Origin of the sequence: Microbacterium sp. TPD7012 (assembly GCF_003075395.1) — a bacterium.
Classification (GTDB): Bacteria; Actinomycetota; Actinomycetes; order Actinomycetales; family Microbacteriaceae; genus Microbacterium.
Window position 1 is genome coordinate 591,522 of record NZ_QDFV01000002.1, and the last position, 19,490, is coordinate 611,011.

Annotated in this window: 17 protein-coding genes; 12 read left to right on the forward strand and 5 right to left on the reverse strand. The window is 68.9% G+C overall.

Features of this window, described 5'->3' with window-relative positions:
* Nucleotides 1–52 precede the first annotated feature (52 nt).
* Nucleotides 53–1,507: a hypothetical protein gene (locus DC434_RS06870; protein ID WP_116634525.1), complete on the reverse strand. Its 1,455-nt coding sequence runs from the start codon at nt 1,505–1,507 to the stop codon at nt 53–55.
* Nucleotides 1,504–2,289 carry a glycosyltransferase family 2 protein gene (locus DC434_RS06875; protein ID WP_165808018.1) on the reverse strand — a complete coding sequence of 262 codons (786 nt, stop codon included), beginning with the start codon at nt 2,287–2,289 and terminating at the stop codon, nt 1,504–1,506. The genes DC434_RS06870 and DC434_RS06875 overlap by 4 nt, the downstream gene beginning before the upstream one ends.
* A 55-nt stretch (nt 2,290–2,344) precedes the next feature.
* On the opposite strand from DC434_RS06875, the gene DC434_RS06880 reads away from it, so the two are divergent.
* Nucleotides 2,345–2,782, forward strand: coding sequence for a GtrA family protein (locus tag DC434_RS06880; protein ID WP_116634527.1), 438 nt, complete (start codon nt 2,345–2,347; stop codon nt 2,780–2,782).
* A gap of 17 nt (nt 2,783–2,799) precedes the next feature.
* Here DC434_RS06880 and DC434_RS06885 read toward each other — a convergent pair whose 3' ends face one another.
* The 3 genes from DC434_RS06885 to DC434_RS06895 form a co-directional block, all read right to left on the reverse strand.
* Nucleotides 2,800–3,783, reverse strand: coding sequence for a hypothetical protein (locus DC434_RS06885; RefSeq protein WP_116634528.1), 984 nt, complete (start codon nt 3,781–3,783; stop codon nt 2,800–2,802).
* 149 nt (nt 3,784–3,932) lie between these two features.
* Complete coding sequence (locus tag DC434_RS06890) at nt 3,933–5,348, reverse strand: polysaccharide biosynthesis tyrosine autokinase (protein ID WP_116634529.1); 1,416 nt, start codon at nt 5,346–5,348, stop codon at nt 3,933–3,935.
* Between the two features lie 111 nt (nt 5,349–5,459).
* Nucleotides 5,460–6,824, reverse strand: coding sequence for a polysaccharide biosynthesis tyrosine autokinase (locus tag DC434_RS06895; RefSeq protein WP_116634530.1), 1,365 nt, complete (start codon nt 6,822–6,824; stop codon nt 5,460–5,462).
* 71 nt (nt 6,825–6,895) lie between these two features.
* Between DC434_RS06895 and DC434_RS06900 the strand changes: the two genes are divergently transcribed.
* From DC434_RS06900 to DC434_RS06950, 11 genes are all read left to right on the forward strand, one after another.
* On the forward strand, nt 6,896–8,059 hold the full coding sequence (locus DC434_RS06900; protein ID WP_116634531.1) for a hypothetical protein: 1,164 nt from the start codon (nt 6,896–6,898) through the stop codon (nt 8,057–8,059).
* A gap of 138 nt (nt 8,060–8,197) precedes the next feature.
* Nucleotides 8,198–10,006 (forward strand): nucleoside-diphosphate sugar epimerase/dehydratase, encoded by a 1,809-nt coding sequence (locus tag DC434_RS06905; RefSeq protein WP_243408844.1) that lies wholly within the window; start codon nt 8,198–8,200, stop codon nt 10,004–10,006.
* Nucleotides 10,003–11,133, forward strand: a complete 1,131-nt coding sequence (locus tag DC434_RS06910; protein WP_207769919.1) for an aminotransferase class I/II-fold pyridoxal phosphate-dependent enzyme — start codon at nt 10,003–10,005, stop codon at nt 11,131–11,133. Before DC434_RS06905 ends, DC434_RS06910 begins: the two co-directional genes overlap by 4 nt.
* Nucleotides 11,130–11,750: a sugar transferase gene (locus DC434_RS06915; protein WP_116634534.1), complete on the forward strand. Its 621-nt coding sequence runs from the start codon at nt 11,130–11,132 to the stop codon at nt 11,748–11,750. The genes DC434_RS06910 and DC434_RS06915 overlap by 4 nt, the downstream gene beginning before the upstream one ends.
* Complete coding sequence (locus DC434_RS06920; protein WP_116634535.1) at nt 11,743–12,408, forward strand: NeuD/PglB/VioB family sugar acetyltransferase; 666 nt, start codon at nt 11,743–11,745, stop codon at nt 12,406–12,408. Before DC434_RS06915 ends, DC434_RS06920 begins: the two co-directional genes overlap by 8 nt.
* Nucleotides 12,405–13,628: a glycosyltransferase family 4 protein gene (locus DC434_RS06925; RefSeq protein ID WP_116634536.1), complete on the forward strand. Its 1,224-nt coding sequence runs from the start codon at nt 12,405–12,407 to the stop codon at nt 13,626–13,628. The genes DC434_RS06920 and DC434_RS06925 overlap by 4 nt, the downstream gene beginning before the upstream one ends.
* The gene (locus DC434_RS06930) at nt 13,625–14,674 is read left to right on the forward strand and encodes a polysaccharide biosynthesis protein (RefSeq protein ID WP_116634537.1); all 1,050 of its coding nucleotides are present in this window, start codon (nt 13,625–13,627) and stop codon (nt 14,672–14,674) included. The genes DC434_RS06925 and DC434_RS06930 overlap by 4 nt, the downstream gene beginning before the upstream one ends.
* The gene (locus tag DC434_RS06935) at nt 14,671–15,765 is read left to right on the forward strand and encodes an NAD-dependent epimerase/dehydratase family protein (protein ID WP_243408845.1); all 1,095 of its coding nucleotides are present in this window, start codon (nt 14,671–14,673) and stop codon (nt 15,763–15,765) included. Before DC434_RS06930 ends, DC434_RS06935 begins: the two co-directional genes overlap by 4 nt.
* Nucleotides 15,766–15,767: 2 nt before the next feature.
* On the forward strand, nt 15,768–16,895 hold the full coding sequence (wecB, locus tag DC434_RS06940; protein WP_116634538.1) for a UDP-N-acetylglucosamine 2-epimerase (non-hydrolyzing): 1,128 nt from the start codon (nt 15,768–15,770) through the stop codon (nt 16,893–16,895).
* 67 nt (nt 16,896–16,962) lie between these two features.
* Complete coding sequence (locus tag DC434_RS06945) at nt 16,963–18,132, forward strand: glycosyltransferase (RefSeq protein WP_165808019.1); 1,170 nt, start codon at nt 16,963–16,965, stop codon at nt 18,130–18,132.
* An 86-nt stretch (nt 18,133–18,218) separates the two neighbouring features.
* Entirely contained in the window at nt 18,219–19,490 is a 1,272-nt protein-coding gene (locus tag DC434_RS06950; RefSeq protein ID WP_116634540.1) for an oligosaccharide flippase family protein, read from the forward strand.

Sequence of the window (19,490 nt, forward strand, 5' to 3'; positions counted from 1 at the left end):
GCGCCTTCGGGCCGGGGGCGTTTCGCGCGTCTGCGGGGGCTCCGCCGTGCGCTCAGGGCGCGGCGCAGATGCGGAAGTAGCCGCTGTCGGCGAGGGTCTCGGTCGTGCAGGCGAGGCCGGTGAGGCGCGGTGCGTCCTGCATCGCCACGGCGTCGAACAGGCCGACGTGCGCCCCGGTGAGGACGATCGGCGCGACGGCCGCGCCCCAGGGGTCTGCGGCGAGCCACTCCACGTCGTTCTCCTCGACCCAGGCGGTGAGCGGAGCCACTCCCGCGCGCTGCTCGTCGAGGGTGATGAGGGTACGCGGGGCGAACTGGGCCACGACGTGCAGCACGCCGCCGGCCGCGACGACGAGCGCCAGAGCGGATGCCGCCACGACACCGGCGATCCGCACGACCGTGCCCCGCGGCATCCGCACGACGGCCCAGACCGCGACCGCCGCGATGATCGGGAAGAACGCGAAGATGCCGGGAGCCGGATGCCGCACCCAGAGCGGCAGCCGCGACGCGGTCGCCCACCAGCCGACGAAGGCGAGCGCGCCGACGAACGCCGCCAGCGCGTAGGCGATCACGACGCGCTCCTCAGGGGTGGCCGAGCGCCAGCGGAGGACGATCCCCGTGGCGGCGAGTCCGATCGCGATGACCGCTCCGATGGCCGCGATCACTCCGGGCAGCGACCAGGAGTCCGCGAGCGCGCCGAGCTTCTGGATGATGGAGGTCGCCGCGTCTCCCTGCCCGCCGCTGCGGACGAAGTTCACGAGGTTGCGGAGGTGCTCGACGAATCCGGTGGCGCCCAGGGAGATGAGCGCCGCCAGCTCGAACACGAACGTCGGCACGGCGACGAGGACGAGCGGGAGCCAGGCGCGTCGCAGCAGATCGCGCAGGCGGGCCCAGCCCGTGCCGTCCGACAGGACCCAGAGGGCGACCGCGAACGCGGGGAGGGCGAGCAGCACGATGAGCTTGGCCTGGATGGCGAGTCCGACGAGGAGTCCCGCCAGCCAGGCGCGCCGCGGCAGCACGATCAGCGCCCAGACGAGGAGCGCGGCGGCCGGGATCTCGCCGAGCAGGTCGCCCGGCCCCTGGATCGGGGAGACGCCGGCTCCGGCCGTGAACGCGAGCGGCACCGCGACGGCGAGCAGCGCCGCCCACCGCCCGGCGATCCTCCGACCGATGACGGCGAGTCCGGCGAGCAGCAGCACCCAGTACGCGAGGGGGACCAGGCGCGCGGCCAGCACGGGGTCGATGCCCGTGGCGAGCAGCAGGGCGACCGGCAGCAGCACGACAGGCCCCGTGGAGATGCGCGGATCGAACGGCGTGATGGTCGAACCGGAGAGGGCGCCGTCGCTCGAATAGCCGAGACCGGCGAGCAGATTGCGGGGGACGGTGAGGTTGAACGCCTCGTCCTCCCAGAAGCGCCAGACCACGAGGCTGTGCCACGCGACGATCACGTGTCCGATCAGCAGGGCGGCCGCGACCGCCCAGAACAGGATCGTGCGCGTGCGGGTCATCGCGAGACGGGCTCCGGCCGACGGATGCCGCGCAGCGGAGCCGAGGGGCGCAGGGAGAGCGTCCAGGCTTCGCCCAGCGCGGTGCGCACGAAGGCACGCAGGCGCTTGGGTGGCAGGCTGACACCGTTGCCGCGACCCCACATGGTGCCCGTGGTGGATGCGCCGCGACGCGGGATGCTGGCGACCCGCAGGTAGCGCACCGTGAAGCCGGCGCGGGCTTCGGCCAGCGAGAAGTGCACATGCGGCACCGTCGCATCGGCGGGGATCGCGTCGATCAGAGTCTGCAGGGCGTCGGGACGATACGCCCGCAGCGGAGTGTTGACATCGGGGATGCGGCGGCCGGCGGCGAGGGCGATCAGCAGGCCGACGGCCGAGGTGAGGACCTTCCGGTACCAGGGGTCGGTGCGCCCGTCGCGGACGCCGTGCACGACATCGGCATCCGCCTGGTCCAGGGCGGCGAGCAGACGGGGGAAGTCGCGGCCGTAGAACTGCCCGTCGCCGTCGACGTGGATGAGCACGGTCGGGTCGGCGGCGAGCCCTGCCCGGTAGGCGGCGAGGGCGGTCGGGCCGTGCCCGCGGTTCACCGGCTGCACGTCGACCGTCACGTCGGCGACGTCGTCGAACACCGACGCCGTGGCATCCGTCGACCGGTCGTCGGCGATGTGGAACGTGACGCGGTCGGCCAGGGGGGCCACGGAATCCCTGATCTCGTCGATGAAGCCACGGATGCCCTCGGCCTCGTTGTAGGCGGGCATGACGATGGCGAGATGGGTGAGTGTCACGGGGGTCCTAGGGGTGGCCGGGCGCAGGGCATTCTGCAAGTAGCCTAGTTGAGCCATGAATCCTCCCTCCCGACTGCGCCGCTTCGTCGGCGTCGGCAGCCGCTTCCTCGTCGTCGGGGCGCTCAGCACCCTCATCGAGATCGGGGTCTTCAACCTTCTCGTCTACGTGTGGGGCTGGGACGTCGTCGCCGCCAAGATCGCCGCGTCACTGGTCGCGCTGATCAACGCCTACATCGGGAACCGCGAGTGGACGTTCCGCCACCGCGACCGCCGGGGCCGCATCGCCGAGGTCGCGCTGTTCCTCGCGACCAATGCGGTGTGCACGGCCATCGGCGCCGCGCTCGTTTGGGTCGGTGTCGAGCTGGTGGCCGCGTCGCTCGGACGCACGCCCGGCGCGTTCGCGGTCAACGTCGTGAACCTCGTGAGCATCGTGATCGTCGTGCTGCTGCGCTTCGTCCTGTACCACTGGGTCGTGTTCCGGGTGAAGCCCTGACGCTGCCACGGGAGCGGTCAGCCGAGAGCCTGGCGGACGCGCGAGACCAGGTCGGCGGGGCGGCGGACGAGATCAGCGGTCACCTCGATCACTGTCCACCCCGCGGCCCGTAGACGGGCGATGCGCTCGACGTCGCGCGCGTACGTCGAGCTGTGCCAGATGCCGTGATACTCGACGGCGACCTTCCGTCGCGGGTAGGCCATGTCGGCGCAGCCGAGGAATCGGCCGTCGTCGTCGAACACGTCGATGTTGAGTTCCGGCTCCGCAAGCCCAGCCTCGACCAGGATGCAGCGCACCTTGCTCTCGCGCGGCGACCAGGAGTCGGTGCGCACGAGTGCGAGCGCCTCTCGCAGACGGCGGACGCCGACGCGTCGACCGGATGCCGTGGCGGCGCGCAACCGAGCCGGAGTCGTGAGCGGCTGCCGGTCGGTGCGAGGTCGACCGTACCCCGGCCGCCACACCCGGCAGAAGTAGTCCCCCAGGGCGACGAGGTCGTGCAGGGGCAGAGTGCCGAGACTCGCCCAAGTACTGGCCGGAGTGGTGACGCGCAGTCCTTCCAGAGTGCAGACCGCGGTCGTCGCGGGGCGCATACGATGCCCCGTCACCCCTGCGAGGCGCGGCAGCGAGCCGGTGCCGAAGACCCCGACATGCACGGGCAGTTCTTCGTCGTCTTCTCCGAGGCGCCGGAAGAGCGGGAGGGGAGCACCCCACAGTGCTGCAGCGGTCTCGAGGGCGAAGAAGTGCTCCGGGTGCATCCGCGGCGCGTACCCGTGCGCGCCGGCGCGGCGCTGCAGCTGCTCGGCCCGATGAGGTCCGGTCATCGGGCCGATGTCGGTCGCGGCATCCGTCGTCTCGAGCGCGGACGCGCGTCGACGCGTCCCGCGGAACGGCGACTCCAGGTCGCTCGCGCGCAATCGGCTCCGCAGCACGCCCTCCTCCCGTGCCGTGGACACGCTGAAGTGCTGTCCGAGCGACGGCGGCAGCTCTCCGATCCGGGTCATGCCCCCAGCATCCGCCGCCGTCCCGCTCCGCGCCCCGCTCCTCCACAGGCAGAGCGATGCTGCCGTGGCACTTGTGGTGGGTATTCCGGCCGAACACCCACCACAACTGCCACGGGAGCGTCGAAAGCGCCGCGGCAGGGGAGGAGAAGTCAGGCGGAGGCCTTGGCGCGCTTGCGCTTCTTCGGGCTCGCGTCCTCGGGATGGGTCGCGCCGTAGGTGTAGGCGCCGTAGCCGTAGCTGTCCGGGCCCTTTGTCGGCAGCATCGTGACGACCACGCCCAGCAGGTTGACGCCGGCGGTCTCGAGCGAGCGCACCGCGCCCTCGAGCTCCTGCTTCTTCGTCTTGCCGGATGCTGCGGCGACGATGACTCCGCGGGTCTTGGCGCCGACGACCGCGGCGTCGGTCACGAGCAGGAGCGGCGGCGCGTCGATGAGCACGTAGTCGAAGTACTCGCCGAGGGGTGCCAGCACCTGGTCCATCGCGGCGGAGCCCAGCATCTCGCTCGGGTTCGGCGGCACCTGCCCGCTCGGCAGCACGTACAGGTCGTTCGTGCCCCACTTCTGCAGGGCGTCGGCCACGTCGATGCGCCCGATGAGCACGTCGGTCAGCCCGACGCTGCCTTCGATGTCCATGTAGTCGGCGACGCGCGGCAGGCGCAGGTCGCCGTCGACGAGGGCGACGCGCGCACCGGTCTCGGCCAGCGCGATCGCGAGGTTGGCGGTCGTCGTCGACTTGCCCTCACCGGGGCCGGCACTGGAGATCACGAAGATCCGCGGTCCCGCGTCGACGTTCAGGAACTGCAGGTTGGTGCGAAGGCTGCGGAACGACTCGGCGCGGGGGCTGCGCGGGTCGGCGTGCACGATCAGCGGACGCTTGGTCGCCTCCGGGTCGAAGGCGATGCCGCCGAGCACGGGGCGGTCGGTGAGGGTCTCGATGTCGTGCAGGGTGTGGATGCGGTTGTCGAGCACGGTCCGCAGCGTCGCGATCGCGATGCCGACGGCCAGGCCGATGATGCCGCCGAGGATGATGAGCATCCGCACATTCGGGCTGGTCGGCTGCGTCGGAGTGACGGCCGGTTCGGTCACGGTGATCTGCACCGGGCTGACGGCGCCTTCGACGGCGGGCTGCTCGAGCGTCTCCTGGACCGCGTCCTGGAAGCTCGAGGCGACCGTGTTGGCGATCTCCGCCGCCTGCCCGGCCTCTCCGTCGGTGACGGTGATGTCGATCAGCACGGTGTTGAGCGGGGTCGTGGCCGTCACCCGGCCGCTGAGGTCTGCGACGCTGTCGTCGAGGCCGAGTTCGTCGATGACGGGTTCGAGCACGAGCGCCGTGCTGACGACGTCGACGTAGCTGGTGACCATCTGACGCGCGAAGGTGGTGCCCTGCACGAGGTCACCGGTGGCGGCGCCCTCGGTGTGGACCGAGACGTACAGCTGGGTGGACGCCACGTACTTGGGCTGCTGGAGCGCGGCGTATCCCGCGCCGCCGGCCAGCCCGAGGACCAGCAGGATGACGATCAGGATCCAGTTGCGGTGCAGGATACGCACATAGTCGCGAAGTTCCACGCGGCAGATTCCCCCTGTTGTGTGCGGTCCGCGTCTGCTGAGACGAGCCGCATGACGATTCTCGACATTGTTTCATGGCGCGCGTCGCCCTCCGGCACCGCGCGTCGCGCGTCAGGTGCTGACGCGCTCGGCCTCCGAGCCGTACGGATTCTTCTCGGCACCGCGCACCGGCACCTTCGTGACGACGGTGCCGAGCACGCGGGCGTCGACGGCTTCGATGCTCTTCGCGGCGTCGGAGAGCCGCGTGGCGTGGGTCGAGCCGGATGCCGCGACCAGGATGGCCCCGGTGGCCACGCGGGCGATGACGGCGGCATCCGTCACGAGCAGCAGCGGCGGGGCATCGATGATCACGACGTCGAACGCGGCCGTCAGCGCCTCGACGAGCTGCGCCATCGCGCGGGAGCCCAGGAGCTCCGCCGGATTCGGCGGGACGGTCCCGGCGGGGAGGAGGAACAGCGCGCTGCGCCCCCAGGGCTGGATCACGTCGTTCAGCTCGACGCGACCCGCGAGCACGTCGCTCAGACCGACACCGCCTTCGATGCCGAAGTACTCGGCGACGCGCGGGAGTCGCAGATCGCCGTCGACGAGCGCGACGCGGTGACCGGCATCCGCGAAGGCGAGGGCCAGGTTGCCTGCGGTCGTCGACTTGCCCTCACCGGGGCCGGAGCTGGTGATGACGAACACGCCCTGACCCTCGGTGAAGAGGAAGCGCACGTTGGTGCGCAGGGCGCGGAACGCCTCGGCCCTGAGACCGTGCGGAGCCGCGCTGACGGCGAGCGGGTGGTCGGCGGTGTCGGCATCCAGGGGGATCTGCCCGAGCACGGGCACCGCGACGGCGGCCTCGACATCGGATGCCGTGCGCACCCGCTGGTCGAGCGTCGCACGCAGGAGCGCGATCCCGATGCCGGCGGCGAGACCGATGATCCCACCGAGGGTGAGCGACAGCTGCATGTTGGGCGCGACGGGCGTGGTCGGAACCTGTGCGGCCTGGAGGGTGACGAGGCGCACGGAGTACGCGGTCTGCTGCTCGCGCTTCTCGAGGGTCTCGGTGACCACGGTCGTGAAGCTCTCGCTCACGGCGTTCGCGATGCGCGCGGCCTGGCCGGGGTTGCCGTGCTCGACGCTGATCGTGATGATCGCGCTGTTGGTCGCCGCGCTCGTCTGGATGCGACCGGCGAGACCGGCGGGCGTGGTCGACAGGTTCAGGTCCTCGATCACCGGCTCGAGCACCAGCGTGCTGGTGAGGATCGCACGGTAGGTGCCCACGGTCTGCATCGCGTAGCTGGTGGCGAGCGCCCGTTCGGCGGGGGTCGCGGTGTCGCTGAGCTGCACCGTGACCATCACGTCGGCCGAGGCTTCGAATCGCTGCGGGGTGAGCATCGCGACGAGCGCGCCGGTCGAGAGACCGATGACCGCGCCGGCGATGATCAGGATGATCTGCCGTCGCAGGACTCGGACGTAGTCGTGGAACTCCATGGCTCTCCCGGTCGGTTCGGCGCGGATCGACGGTATCGTCTTCTGAGACTACCGATTCCTATGAGGGCACCATGACTGGTCTGAGCGAACTCTTCCCGAACGGCCCGCGCGACGGTGCGTCCGGGCGCGCGCCGCTGGACGACCACCACACGGTCCGGCGCCTGCGCGAGATGATCGGCGAGCCCCGCGACGCGCGCGGCCCCGTGCGGCCGCTGGCGGACACGAACGAGTTGATGCGCCGGGTCGAGGTCGCCGCGCAGAACGCCGCGCCGATCGCGGCTGGGTCTGCGGATGCCGGGCGTCCCGCGAAGCGCTCCCGCCGGCGCTGGGATCCGCTGGCCACGTCGGTCGGTGCGCTCGCCGTCGTCGCCGTGGTCGCGGCAGCGGCGGTCGGCGGCGTGCAGATGGCGACCGCGAGTCCGGCGGCGAGCTCGCTCGTGTCGCTCGAGGCGGATGAGGCGACGCTGCAGAACGCGCATCAGGCGCTGACGTCGACGAGGAACCGCATCGTCGCCGACATCGAGACGCAGACGGCGGCCGCTGCATCCCTGCGCAGCGCGCTGGTGTCGACGAGTACCGCACCGGATCCGGCATCCGACGGCGGCGGCGTGATCGCGGTGACCGATCCCGCGGCGCTGGCGTCTGCCGTCGCGGCGGTCGACGTCTATGCAGCGGGCCTCGCGGCGATCACGGTGCCGAAGCTGCCCGCGGAGTACCGACGCGGCGACATCGACGAGGAGTCGCTGGAAGACGTGGGAAGCGCGATCGACCGCGCGCAGGAGAAGCTCGTCGCACTCGACGGCGCGACCACCGAGATGCGGTCGATCCGCACGCAGTTCGACGCGCTCCGCCCTCCCGCGGACGCCGCGGTGGCGGCCTATGCGGGGAGCTTCGTCGGCGCGGCGGAGGCCGCGAAGTCGGCCTATCCCGAGGCGGACGAGGCGCTGAAGGCCCGACTGTCGGAGGCTGCGGCCCGCATCGGCGCGACCGGGCTCTGGGGTCCCGGGGGTGCCACGGCGCTCCAGGGCTACCACGATGCGTTCGTCGCCGTGGTCGCCGACCAGGCGCGCGTGGATGCCGAGCAGGAGCAGGAGCAGAGCTCACGGGAGACGGCCCGGCGACCGGTCACCGAGGAGACCACGCCACCGGCGGATCCGACCACTCCGACGGACCCGCCCGCGCCGGAGACCCCGGTCGATCCCGAGACGCCGCCCGAGGGCGAAGGGACGCCATAAGGCACGGACCTGCTCAATACCTGTGAGAACATATCTCCAGGGGAGTGAGTAAGTCTGAGGGGGCTTCCAGTCTTGAATGCGAAAAAGCCGTTCGTCGATACTTCGACCGGCGATATACCGGTTGTCGCGGAGGTGTCCGTGACACAGAGGCGACGCCGCATGCTGGCGGCCATCGTCGACGGACTCTCCTGGAGCTTCGGCGTCGTGCTCGCCGTCGCCCTTCGCTTCGAGTTCATCATGGACGCACGCGGCTGGATCTCGACCACGGTGCTCGCCTTGATCGCCGGCGCGATCCAGATCGTCATCGGCTACGCGACCGCGCTGTACCGCGGACGCTTCACCTACGGGTCCTTCGACGAGGTGCGCGCCGTCGGCGTCATCGTCGTGATCGAGGCCGTCGCGCTCTCACTCATCGTGATCCCGATCGGTCCGGCCGTCGGGGTGCCCCGCGGCACGCTCCTTCTGGCCTTCCCGTTCGTGCTCCTGCTGATGTTCGGCGTGCGCTACTTCGCGCGCCTCGTCATCGAACGCGCACGCAAGCCCGGGGAAGACGCCTCGCCCGCGCTCATCGTCGGCGCCGGCTTCATCGCCGACAAGCTGCTCGCCAACGTGACGACCGACCCGACGTCGCCGATCCGCCCCGTCGGACTGATCGACGACGACCCGGACAAGCGCAACCTGCGGCTGCGCGGCGTCTCGGTCATCGGCACCACGCGCGACTTCGCAGAGGCCGCCCAGCGCACCGGAGCGGAGCTCGCGATCATCGCGATCGGCCGCGCCGACAGCGCGCTGCTGCGCAAGCTCAGCGACCGCGCCGAGGCCGCCGGTCTCCGTGTCGCCGTCACGCCCTCGCTCAACACGCTGGCGTCGGGGGAGCAGTCGATCAGCGACGTGCGCGACATCAGCATCGAAGACCTCATCGGCCGGCATCCGGTCGACACCAACGTCGAGCTGATCGCCGGCTACGTCACGGGCCGCCGCGTGCTGGTGACCGGTGCCGGGGGATCGATCGGGTCCGAGCTCTGCCGACAGCTCGCCAAGTACGGCCCGAGTGAGCTGATCATGCTGGACCGCGACGAGACAGGGCTGCAGGACGCGCAGCTGGGCACCTCCGGGCACGGGCTGCTCGACACCAACGACGTGGTCCTCGCCGACATCCGCGATGTCGAGCTCCTCGACCGCATCTTCGACGAGCGCAAGCCCGAGGTGGTCTTCCACGCGGCAGCGCTGAAGCACCTGCCGATGCTCGAGCAGTACCCCGACGAGGCGTGGAAGACCAACGTCATCGGGTCGCTGAACGTGCTCAACGCGGCGCGCCGCGTGGGCGTCTCGACGTTCGTCAACATCTCGACGGACAAGGCTGCCAACCCGACGAGCGTGCTCGGGCACTCCAAGCGCGTCGCCGAGAAGCTGACCGCCTGGGCCGGCGAGGAGACCGGGATGCGCTACCTCTCGGTGCGCTTCGGCAACGTCATCGGCAGCCGCGGATCGATGCTGCCGACGTTCCAGCGCCTCATCGCCGACGGTCGACCGATCACCGTGACCCACCCCGATGCGACGCGGTACTTCATGACGATCCCCGAGGCCTGCCAGCTTGTGGTCCAGGCGGGAGCGATCGGCCGCGCCGGCGAGGTGCTCATCCTCGACATGGGCGAGCCGGTGTCGATCCTCGAGGTCGCGAAGCGCATGGTCGCGATGTCGGGCAAGAGCATCGAGATCGTGTTCACGGGCCTGCGCCCGGGCGAGAAGCTGCACGAGGAGCTCGTCGGGTCCCGCGAGAACCTCGAGCGTCCCTTCCATCCGAAGGTCTCGCACACGCGCGCCGACGTGATCACTCCCGAGCGACTCGACAAGACTGGATGGATGGAACGCATGTTCGCGAGCCCGCGGAACAACGACACGGTCGTGATCGAGCCGATCCGCCTCCCGAAGGGCGCAGAGGCGTGAGCGAACGGATCTACATGTCCTCGCCCGACGTGGGAGAGGCCGAGGAACAGGCCGTCGTCGCCGCGATGCGCTCCGGCTGGATCGCCCCGCTCGGCCCCGACGTCGACGCCTTCGAGCGCGAGCTCGCCGCACGCGTGGGCGTCGCCCATGCGGTGGCCCTCAGCTCGGGCACCGCGGCGCTGCACCTCGGTCTCCTGACCTTGGGAGTGAAGCCCGGCGACGTCGTGCTGACCTCGTCGATGACCTTCGCGGCGACCGCCAATGCGATCGTCTACACGGGTGCTGAGCCGTACTTCATCGACGCCGACCCCCTGACGGGGAACATGGATGCCGCGCTGCTCCGCGAGGCGCTCGTCGAGCTCCGTGAAGCGGGCGAGCGGGTGTCGGCGATCGTTCCGGTCGACCTGCTCGGCAAGGCCGTCGACTACACCGCGATCCTCGCGATCGCGGACGAGTTCGGGGTGCCCGTCCTGTCGGATGCCGCGGAGTCGCTGGGCGCCACCCACCAGGGGCGCGCGGCGGGCAGCTTCGGCCGAGCATCCATCGTCTCCTTCAACGGCAACAAGATCATGACCACGTCCGGCGGTGGGATGCTTCTCACGGACGATGCGGACTTCGCACAGCACGTGCGGTACCTGGCCACGCAGGCCCGTCAGCCGGTCGTGCACTACGAGCACACCGACATCGGCTACAACTACCGGATGAGCAATCTGCTCGCGGCTCTCGGGCGCGCGCAGCTCGGCCGCCTCGATGCGATGATCGCGCGTCGTCGTGAGGTGCGCGAGCTGTACAAGCAGCTGTTCGCGGATGTCGACGGCGTCGAGGTCTTCGGGGCAGAGGGCGACGAGGCCGACAACGTCTGGCTCACGTCGATCGTCGTGGATCCGGCGAAGACCGGCTGGGAGCCCTCCGAGCTCGCCGCCGCCCTCGCCGCGGATGACATCGAGAGCCGTCCGCTCTGGAAGCCCATGCACGCGCAGCCCGTGTTCGCGGGCGCCCGTCGGAAGACCAGCGGTGCTTCCGAGTCCCTGTTCGCCCGCGGTCTCACCCTGCCGAGCGGCTCCGCTCTGACATCGCCGCAGCGTGAGCGCGTGCTGGCGGCGATCCGCGGCTTCCTGACGCGATGAGCGCCCGCTTCCGTCCCTACGACGTCGTCAAGCGGGGTCTCGACATCGCCGCCGCCGCGGTGGCGCTCGTCGTGCTCTCGCCGATCATCGTCGCCACGGCCGTGCTCGTCGCGGTGAAGCTCGGACGCCCCGTCGTGTTCGCGCAGGAGCGCCCCGGCAAGGACGGCCGCATCTTCACGCTGTACAAGTTCCGTTCCATGCGCTCGGTCGACGAGGCCCGCGGATGGGTGACGGATGCCGACCGGCTCACGCCGTTCGGCATGCGGCTGCGCTCGACGAGCCTCGACGAGCTCCCCAGCCTCTGGAATGTGCTGCGCGGCGACATGAGCATCGTCGGCCCGCGGCCGCTGCTGGTCGAGTACCTGGAGCGCTACTCGCCGGAGCAGGCCCGGCGGCACGAGGTGCGCCCGGGGATCACCGGCCTCGCTCAGGTGACCGGCCGCAACGCGATCTCCTGGGAGAGCAAGTTCGCCCAGGACGTCCGCTACGTCGATCGCCGTAGCGTCGGCCTCGACCTCCGCATCGTCGCCCGGACCATCGGCTCGGTCGTGAAGCGCGACGGCATCTCGGCTGAGGGGCACGTGACCATGACGAAGTTCGGTGAGGCGCATGGCTGAGCGGATCGTCATCGTCGGAGCCGGTGGCTTCGGCAGAGAGACCCTCGATGTCGTCGAGGCTCTGATCGCCGGCGGCGAGCCCCTGCAGCTTCTCGGCGTCGTCGACTCCGGGCCGCGCCCGGTCGACCTCGGCCGTCTCGCGGAGCGCGGCATCGTCTATCTCGGCACGGAAGAGGAATGGCTGCCGACCGCGGCGGGGGACGAGCGCTTCGTCGTGGCCATCGGCTCGCCGTCGGTGCGCGAGGCCGTCGCTCAGCGGCTCTCGAACGCGGGGCTGCGCGCCACGACGCTCATCCACCCGCGCGCGGTGATCGGATCGCGGGCGCGCATCGGCGACGGCGTCGTCATCACCTCGGGCGTGCAGGTCTCGACGAACGTCGGCATCGGCGACCACGTGCATCTCAATCCGGCCAGCATCCTCGGCCACGACGCGACGCTGGCCGACTTCGTCTCGGTCAATCCCGGGGCGATCGTCTCGGGCAACGTCGTCGTCGAGAGCGGAGTGCTTCTCGGCGCCGGCTCTGTCGTGCTCGCGGGGCTGACGGTCGGGGCGGGTGCGACCGTCGGGGCTGCGGCCTGCGTCACCAAGGATGTCGCGGCGGGGACGGTCGTGGTCGGCGTGCCGGCTCGCCTGCTCGGAGACGGGACGGCGTCATGAGGGTGCTGATCGTCTCGCAGTACTACCCGCCGGAGGCCGTGCCGCTGCCGGCGGACCTCGCTCAGGGGCTCGCCGCGCGCGGGCATCAGGTCAAGGTGCTCACGGGCTTCCCGAACTATCCGACCGGCAAGGTCTTCCCGGGCTATCGGCAGCGCTGGCGCTCGACGGAGCAGGACGGCGGGGTCGAGATCCGCCGGGTCCCGCTGTTCGCCGACCATTCGCAGAGCGCGCTCAAGCGCATGCTCAACTATTTCTCGTTCGCGTTCAGCTCGGCGACGGCCCGGCGCCTCTCCCGCGGAGCGGACGTCGTCTACGTGTACGCCACCCAGATGACGGCCGGGTTCGGCCCCTGGCTGTGGCGTGTCACGGGCGGACGCCCGTACGTGCTGCACGTGCAGGACCTGTGGCCCGACTCGATCGTCGGCTCGTCGATGATGTCCGGTGGCACGAAGGAACGGGTCATCTCCGGAGCGCTCGGACCGTGGCTGCGCAGCGCCTACCGGCGGGCCGCCGGCGTCATCGGCATCGCTCCGACCATGGTGTCGACGCTGGTGTCGCGAGGTGTGCCGGCCGACCGCGCCCATCTCGTCTACAACTGGGCGGATGCCGGTGAGCCCGTCGCATCCGTGCTCCCCGTGGCCGAGGAGCCGCGCGCCGAGATCGTCTATGCGGGCAACGTGGGCGACATGCAGGACCTCGACACGGCCGTCCGAGCGGCTTACGCCGCGGCGGATGCCGGCGTGACGCTGACGCTCGTCGGCGACGGCGTGGTGAAGGCCGACCTGCAGTCGCTCGTCGGCGACCTGGGCGCCGACAACGTGCGTTTCCAGGACCCGGTCCCGCGCGAGCGGATGCCGGAGGTCTACGCGCGCGCCGACTACGCGCTCGTCTCGCTGAAGGACATGCCGGTCTTCCGCGGCACCATCCCCTCGAAGTTCCAGGCCGTGCTGTCGGCGGGTGTTCCCGTCGTGACCACGGTCCAGGGCGATGTGCGGCGCCTCGTCGAAGACGGGGACGTGGGACTGACGGCGGATGCCGAGAGCGTCGACTCGCTCGAAGCGGCATTCCGCTCGGCGGCCGCACGCACTTCCGATGAGCGCGCGGCGATGGCCCGGCGCGGACGCACGATGTACGACGACCATTTCTCCCGCGAGTCGGGAATCGCAAGGATCGAAGAGCTGCTCTCGGCAGCCGCGAAGGGAACGAGTAGACGACGATGAGCGAGTCATACGGCGGAGCGCGGGTGCTGGTGACCGGCGGAACGGGATCGTTCGGCCACACGGTCGCGAAGAAGCTCCTCGAGCGCGACGTCTCCGAGATCCGCATCTTCAGCCGCGACGAGGCCAAGCAGGATCTCATGCGCCATGAGATCCCCGATTCTCGTCTGCGGTTCTACGTCGGCGACGTGCGCGACTACGACAGCGTCGACCGCGCCACGCGCGACGTGGACTTCATCTTCCACGCCGCGGCGCTCAAGCAGGTGCCCTCGTGCGAGTTCTTCCCGATGGAGGCCGTGCGCACGAACGTGCACGGCAGCGAGAACGTCGTGCGGGCGGCCGACCGCAACGGTGTGCGCTCCGTCGTGGCGCTCAGCACCGACAAGGCCGTCTACCCGGTGAACGCGATGGGCATGTCCAAGGCCCTGATGGAGAAGGTCGCGCAGTCGCACGGCCTGAACAACCCCAACACCGCCACGACCGTCTCGTGCGTCCGCTACGGCAACGTCATGTACTCGCGCGGATCGGTGATCCCGCTGTTCATCCGTCAGCTCAAGGCGGGGAAGAACATCACCGTCACGAACCCCGACATGACGCGCTTTATGATGTCGCTCGCGCACTCGGTCGACCTCGTCGAGTTCGCGTTCCAGAACGCCTCGCAGGGTGACCTGTTCGTCCGCAAGGCGAGGGCGACCTCGATCGGCACCCTCGCGCAGGCTGTGCTGAACCTGTTCCGGTCGGATGCGAAGCTCGAGGTGATCGGCACCCGGCACGCCGAGAAGCTGTCCGAAGCGCTCGCGACGCGGGAAGAGCTCTCTCGTGCCCGCGACATGGGCGACTACTTCCGCGTCGTCGCCGACAACCGCGACCTCAACTACAGCGTCTACTTCGAAGAGGGCGACGTCGCACAGAACCGCTTCGAGGACTACGACTCGCACACCGTGCAGCAGATGTCGGTCGGCGAGGTCGAGGAGTTGCTGCTGACGCTCCCCGAGGTGCGCGACGAGCTCCGCCTGGCGGGGATCCCCGTGAGCGGGTCGGACTCGTGAGCGGACTCGCCGTCACCGGTGCCGGGGGGTTCCTCGGCTGGCACCTGCGCGCGGCGATGAAGGAATCGGGGACGCCTGTCGAGGCCATCCCCGTCGGGGCCGCATTCGAGGCGTCGAAGGCGACGGCCGCGGTCGACGGCAGCGACCGCGTCGTGCACATCGCCGGCATCAACCGCGCCTCGGATCAGGAAGTGAGCGAGGGGAACATCGCGTTCGCCGAGCAGCTCGCGTCGGCCCTGCTGGCGGCCGCGACACCGCCTCCTGTGATCGTCTACGCGAACTCCACGCAGGCCACCAACGGCTCCGTGTACGGAGAGGCCAAGGCCAAGGCTGCGGAGATCCTCGCCGACGCGGCATCCACGATCGGAGCGGAGTTCGTCGACGTGCGGCTCCCGAACCTGTTCGGCGAGCACGGGCGTCCGTTCTACAACGCGGTCACGGCGACGTTCAGCCACCTGATCGCGGCGGGGGAGAGCCCCACGGTCGAGAACGACAAGCAGCTCACGCTGCTGCATGCGCAGAACGCCGCCGACATCCTCAGCGGAGCTGTGCCCCTCACCGCCCTCGGCGAGCTGCAGCAGGACGAGACCGTGTCGGGGCTGCTCGCCCGCCTGCAGGGGTACGCCGAGCTGTACGGCCGCGGCGAGATCCCGAGCGTGGCCGAGGACTTCGACCGCGACCTCTTCAACACGTACCGTTCGTACACGTTCCCCGCGCAGTCGCCGATCGATCTGACCCGGCACGCGGATGCCCGCGGGTCGTTCTTCGAGATCATCCGCTCGCACGGTGGTCCCGGCCAGTCGTCGTTCTCGACGACGGTTCCCGGCGTCACCCGCGGGGACCACTTCCACCGCCGCAAGATCGAGCGCTTCACCGTGCTCCAGGGCCGAGCCCGCATCTCGCTGCGCCGCCTGTACTCTGATGAGGTCGTGTCCTTCGAGGTTTCGGGCGACGCGCCCGGTGCCGTCGACATGCCGACGATGTGGGCGCACAACATCACGAACATCGGCGAGGACCTGCTGTACACGTCCTTCTGGACGAACGACATCTTCGACCCCGCGAACCCCGACACGATTGCCGAGGCAGTGTGACCATGGCCGACAAACTCAAGGTGATGACGGTCGTCGGCACCAGGCCGGAGATCATCCGCCTGTCCGCGACGATCAAGATGCTCGACGAGCACACCGACCAGGTTCTCGTCCACACCGGGCAGAACTACGACTACGAGCTCAACGAGGTGTTCTTCGAAGACCTCGGGCTGCGCCGGCCGGATCACTTCCTCAACGCCGACACCTCATCGCTGGGTGCGGCGCTGGGATCCATCCTCACCAAGACCGAAGAGGTTCTCCGCGAGGAGAAGCCGGATGCCTTCCTCGTGCTCGGCGACACGAACAGCTGCATCTCCGCGGTGATCGCGAAGCGCATGAAGATCCCGGTGTTCCACATGGAGGCGGGCAACCGCTCGTTCGACGAGAACGTGCCGGAGGAGACGAACCGCCGCCTGGTCGATCACGTCGCGGACTACAACCTGGTCTACACCGAGCACGCCAGACGGAACCTCCTGGCCGAGGGTCTGCACCCCTCGAAGATCCTGCTCACGGGTTCGCCCATGCGCGAGGTCCTGGAGCAGAACCGGGCGCAGATCGAGGCGAGCGACGCGGTCGAACGAGCAGGACTCACGCCGGGGGAGTACTTCCTCGTGAGCCTGCACCGCGAGGAGAACGTCGACAACCCTGCTCGTCTCCGGTCCGCGATCGCCTCGCTGCAGGCGCTGCGGAGCGAGTACGGCATCCCGATCCTCGTGTCGACGCATCCGCGCACGCGCAAGCGGATCGAGGCCCTCGACGACGCCGCGGCGGTCGACGGCATCACCTTCCACCCGCCGTTCGGGTTCCACGACTACATCAAGCTGCAGCAGGAGTCCAAGCTCGTGCTCTCGGACAGCGGCACGATCAGCGAGGAGTCGAGCACGCTCGGTTTCCCCGCCGTGACCGTCCGCGACTTCATCGAGCGCCCAGAGGCCCTGGACGCCGGTGCCATCATCACGACCGGGCTGACGCCGGCGGGCGTGCTGCGTGCTGTCAAGGCTCGGCTCAGCATCCCCGCTGATCTGGCATCGCTGCCCGCCGGATACGAGATCGACAACACCGCGTGGCGGGCGACGGCCTTCATCCTGTCGACCGCTCACTCGCACCGCGCACGGCTGGGTCTGCATGACTGAGAGTGTGGGGGAGTCCTTGGTGTCAGGCGCGCCTGAACAGCGCGAGGTCCGGACCGACGCGTGGCGTGTGTCTGTTCCATCCGGCGTTACAGAACACGCTCCGCTGCTCGTCATCCCCACGGTGCACCCGCGAGGAGATCGGCGAATCGTCAGGTGTGCTCAGGTAGCGCTCGATGCCGGCTTCCGGGTTCACTTCATCTGGTTGGGCGACGGGATGCCATCCGATGACCCTGTTGTCGGTGAGACTGTGCTTCCCTCTCCGAAGAACGCTCGAGAGCGCATCAGCATGGTCGGGCGAGTGGCTCGGGCGGCGGAGGCTCTCGACGGCGAGATGTGGCATATTCACGATTACTACTTTCTTCACGCCGCGAAACGATGGCGACGCCGATCGGGCAAGCCCGTCCTTTACGACGTGCATGAATACTATGCGTCGTACTACGCCGAGAAGCTGCCAATCCCGCGGCGGGCGCAAGAGGCCGTGGCAGGCATGCTGGAGCGATATCAAGTTCGCGCAGCACGGATGCTGGGCGGTGCGAACGTCGTCACCGAACGAATGGCGGAATCTTTTCGCGACGGAGGCGTGCCGGTCTCTGTATCGCCGAATTTTCCCATGCTGTCTCAGTTCGCGGAGCTGCCTTCGATCGCCTTCCAGCACCGCCGCTGGGTCGTCCTTCACGTTGGAACGCTTTCGCGGACGTACGGCACAGAACTGCTGGTCGACCTCGCGCGACGGTCCGCGGAGCGTGGCTTGCTGTTCGAATTCTGGGTTCTCGGCCGCTATCCGTCGCCTGAGCACCAGACGGATTTCGAACGAGTGATCGACGCAGCCGGGCGCCCGGCGAATCTGCGGATCTTGCCGACGCGCCCTACGCACGAGATGCCCGAGCTTCTTTCGCGCGCAGGGTTTGGTCTCTCCCTGCTCATGCCTGATGGGCAGAACGAAGAAGCCGTGCCGAGCAAGAACTATGAGCATGCGATGGCCGGGCTGGTTAACGTGGTGACAGAGCGGCGGGCACAATGGAATTTCTCTACATCTAATGCCGTGACTGTTCACGGCGATTCGGGGCTAGCCGACTCGATGCTCGACGAGATGGTGAAGCTGGCTGAGGCTCACGATGAGACTGATGCTGCATTGCGAGCGCGAGCGCGAGCAGCGAAAGAGCGCTTCACATGGGAACTCGCCGTCGAGCCTGGCTTGCGGGCTCAGCTCCTACGATTGAGGAGTGTTGGCAGATGAGATCGCGCCAGCGATCGTCCTGTCCACTCTCCACCCCGTCCGAGGGGGTCTGAGAGTTGAGCTTTTTCGCGAGAATCCGGGCGCTGATGCGCGGCAAGGAAGTGCGCGGGGGATCCGTGCTCATCCTGAGTTCGGTGATCGCTCAGGCGATAACGCTCGTCGCAACCCCCATTTTGTCCCGTATCTACGAACCGGACGCGTTCGGCTACCTGACTCTGGTCGTATCAGTGACAGGGATGATCACTCCAGCTGTGGCGCTTCGGCTTGAGTCTGCGCTCATGCTACCGAAGGACTCGAAACAAGCCTCGGCGCTGCTATTTCTCGGGCTCGGCATCACTGCGGTGATTAGCGTGCTGTCCGGGTTGGTGCTGGAGCTTCTTTTCGCAGCGGGTCAGCTGCAAGCAATGGCTGGCTTGGCTGGATTCAGCGCCTGGGTCGGGGGGATAACCTTCCTTTCAGGTGTCTTCGTTCTCTTGGGTCAGTTCGCGTTGCGAGTGAGGAACTATCGAGCAGTCGCGACGCGCAACGTGACGCAAGCTGCGACAACGGCCTTCGCCCAACTCGGCGTTGCTCTGATTTCGCCCTCGGCCGTCGGACTTGTTGGCGGATACGGAGCCGGTCGCCTAGCCGGGGTGATTCCGCTGGTCGGTTCGATCAGGAGAGAGCTTCAACGCTTCGACCGCGCGGATATTCGCCTGGTGATGCGCGAGTACCGCACGTTCCCGTTGCTCTTTGCTCCAGCCGCGCTGATGAACGCCTCGGCGCTCGCTCTGCCGATACTCTTCGCAGGGCTTTGGTTCGACGTGGCGGATGCCGGTCAGTGGGGGATGGCTGAACGAATCCTCGCGGTCCCGCTTGTCATCGTGGCTACCGCTGTATCGCAGGTGGTGGAATCGCGTCTTGCTTTCCATGTGCGATCTGACTCCCATGGAAGCACCACCTACTACCTGAGAGTCTCGCTGCTCCTCCTCCTGGTCAGCGTGGTCATCGGAGTCGCTGTCCTTTTTCTGGCCCCGATCGTCGTTCCCTGGCTGCTGGGCGAAGAATGGGCGGCCGCAGGCATCATCATGCAGTTGCTCACTCCGATGTTGATTACGAGACTCATCGCCAGTCCGCTCAGTAAGGCCCTCGTAGTGGCGAAATGGGCCAGAGTTAACCTCGTGCTTGATGCGTCGCGGCTTGTTTTGGTGCTCGTCGTGATCTGGCTGTGCTGGTCCTGGGGGGCGGACGTCGCTCAACTTGTCCTCGTCACCTCTCTCGCGTTCGCAGTCATCTACGTGGCGACGTGGCTGACCGGCCTTGCTGCGGCACGACACTTGGATCGCGGGAGCGAATCGCGCACCGCTGGGGAGGCTTAG

What these genes read in the sequence shown, in the direction of transcription:
- DC434_RS06950 (WP_116634540.1), top strand. Translation starts at nt 18,219, where the DNA reads ATGCGCGGCAAGGAAGTGCGCGGGGGATCCGTGCTCATCCTGAGTTCG.
- DC434_RS06880 (WP_116634527.1), top strand. Translation starts at nt 2,345, where the DNA reads ATGAATCCTCCCTCCCGACTGCGCCGCTTCGTCGGCGTCGGCAGCCGC.
- DC434_RS06920 (WP_116634535.1), top strand. Translation starts at nt 11,743, where the DNA reads ATGGCTGAGCGGATCGTCATCGTCGGAGCCGGTGGCTTCGGCAGAGAG.
- DC434_RS06930 (WP_116634537.1), top strand. Translation starts at nt 13,625, where the DNA reads ATGAGCGAGTCATACGGCGGAGCGCGGGTGCTGGTGACCGGCGGAACG.
- wecB (WP_116634538.1), top strand. Translation starts at nt 15,768, where the DNA reads ATGGCCGACAAACTCAAGGTGATGACGGTCGTCGGCACCAGGCCGGAG.
- DC434_RS06885 (WP_116634528.1), bottom strand. Translation starts at nt 3,783, where the DNA reads ATGACCCGGATCGGAGAGCTGCCGCCGTCGCTCGGACAGCACTTCAGC.
- DC434_RS06900 (WP_116634531.1), top strand. Translation starts at nt 6,896, where the DNA reads ATGACTGGTCTGAGCGAACTCTTCCCGAACGGCCCGCGCGACGGTGCG.
- DC434_RS06915 (WP_116634534.1), top strand. Translation starts at nt 11,130, where the DNA reads ATGAGCGCCCGCTTCCGTCCCTACGACGTCGTCAAGCGGGGTCTCGAC.
- DC434_RS06925 (WP_116634536.1), top strand. Translation starts at nt 12,405, where the DNA reads ATGAGGGTGCTGATCGTCTCGCAGTACTACCCGCCGGAGGCCGTGCCG.
- DC434_RS06895 (WP_116634530.1), bottom strand. Translation starts at nt 6,824, where the DNA reads ATGGAGTTCCACGACTACGTCCGAGTCCTGCGACGGCAGATCATCCTG.
- DC434_RS06870 (WP_116634525.1), bottom strand. Translation starts at nt 1,507, where the DNA reads ATGACCCGCACGCGCACGATCCTGTTCTGGGCGGTCGCGGCCGCCCTG.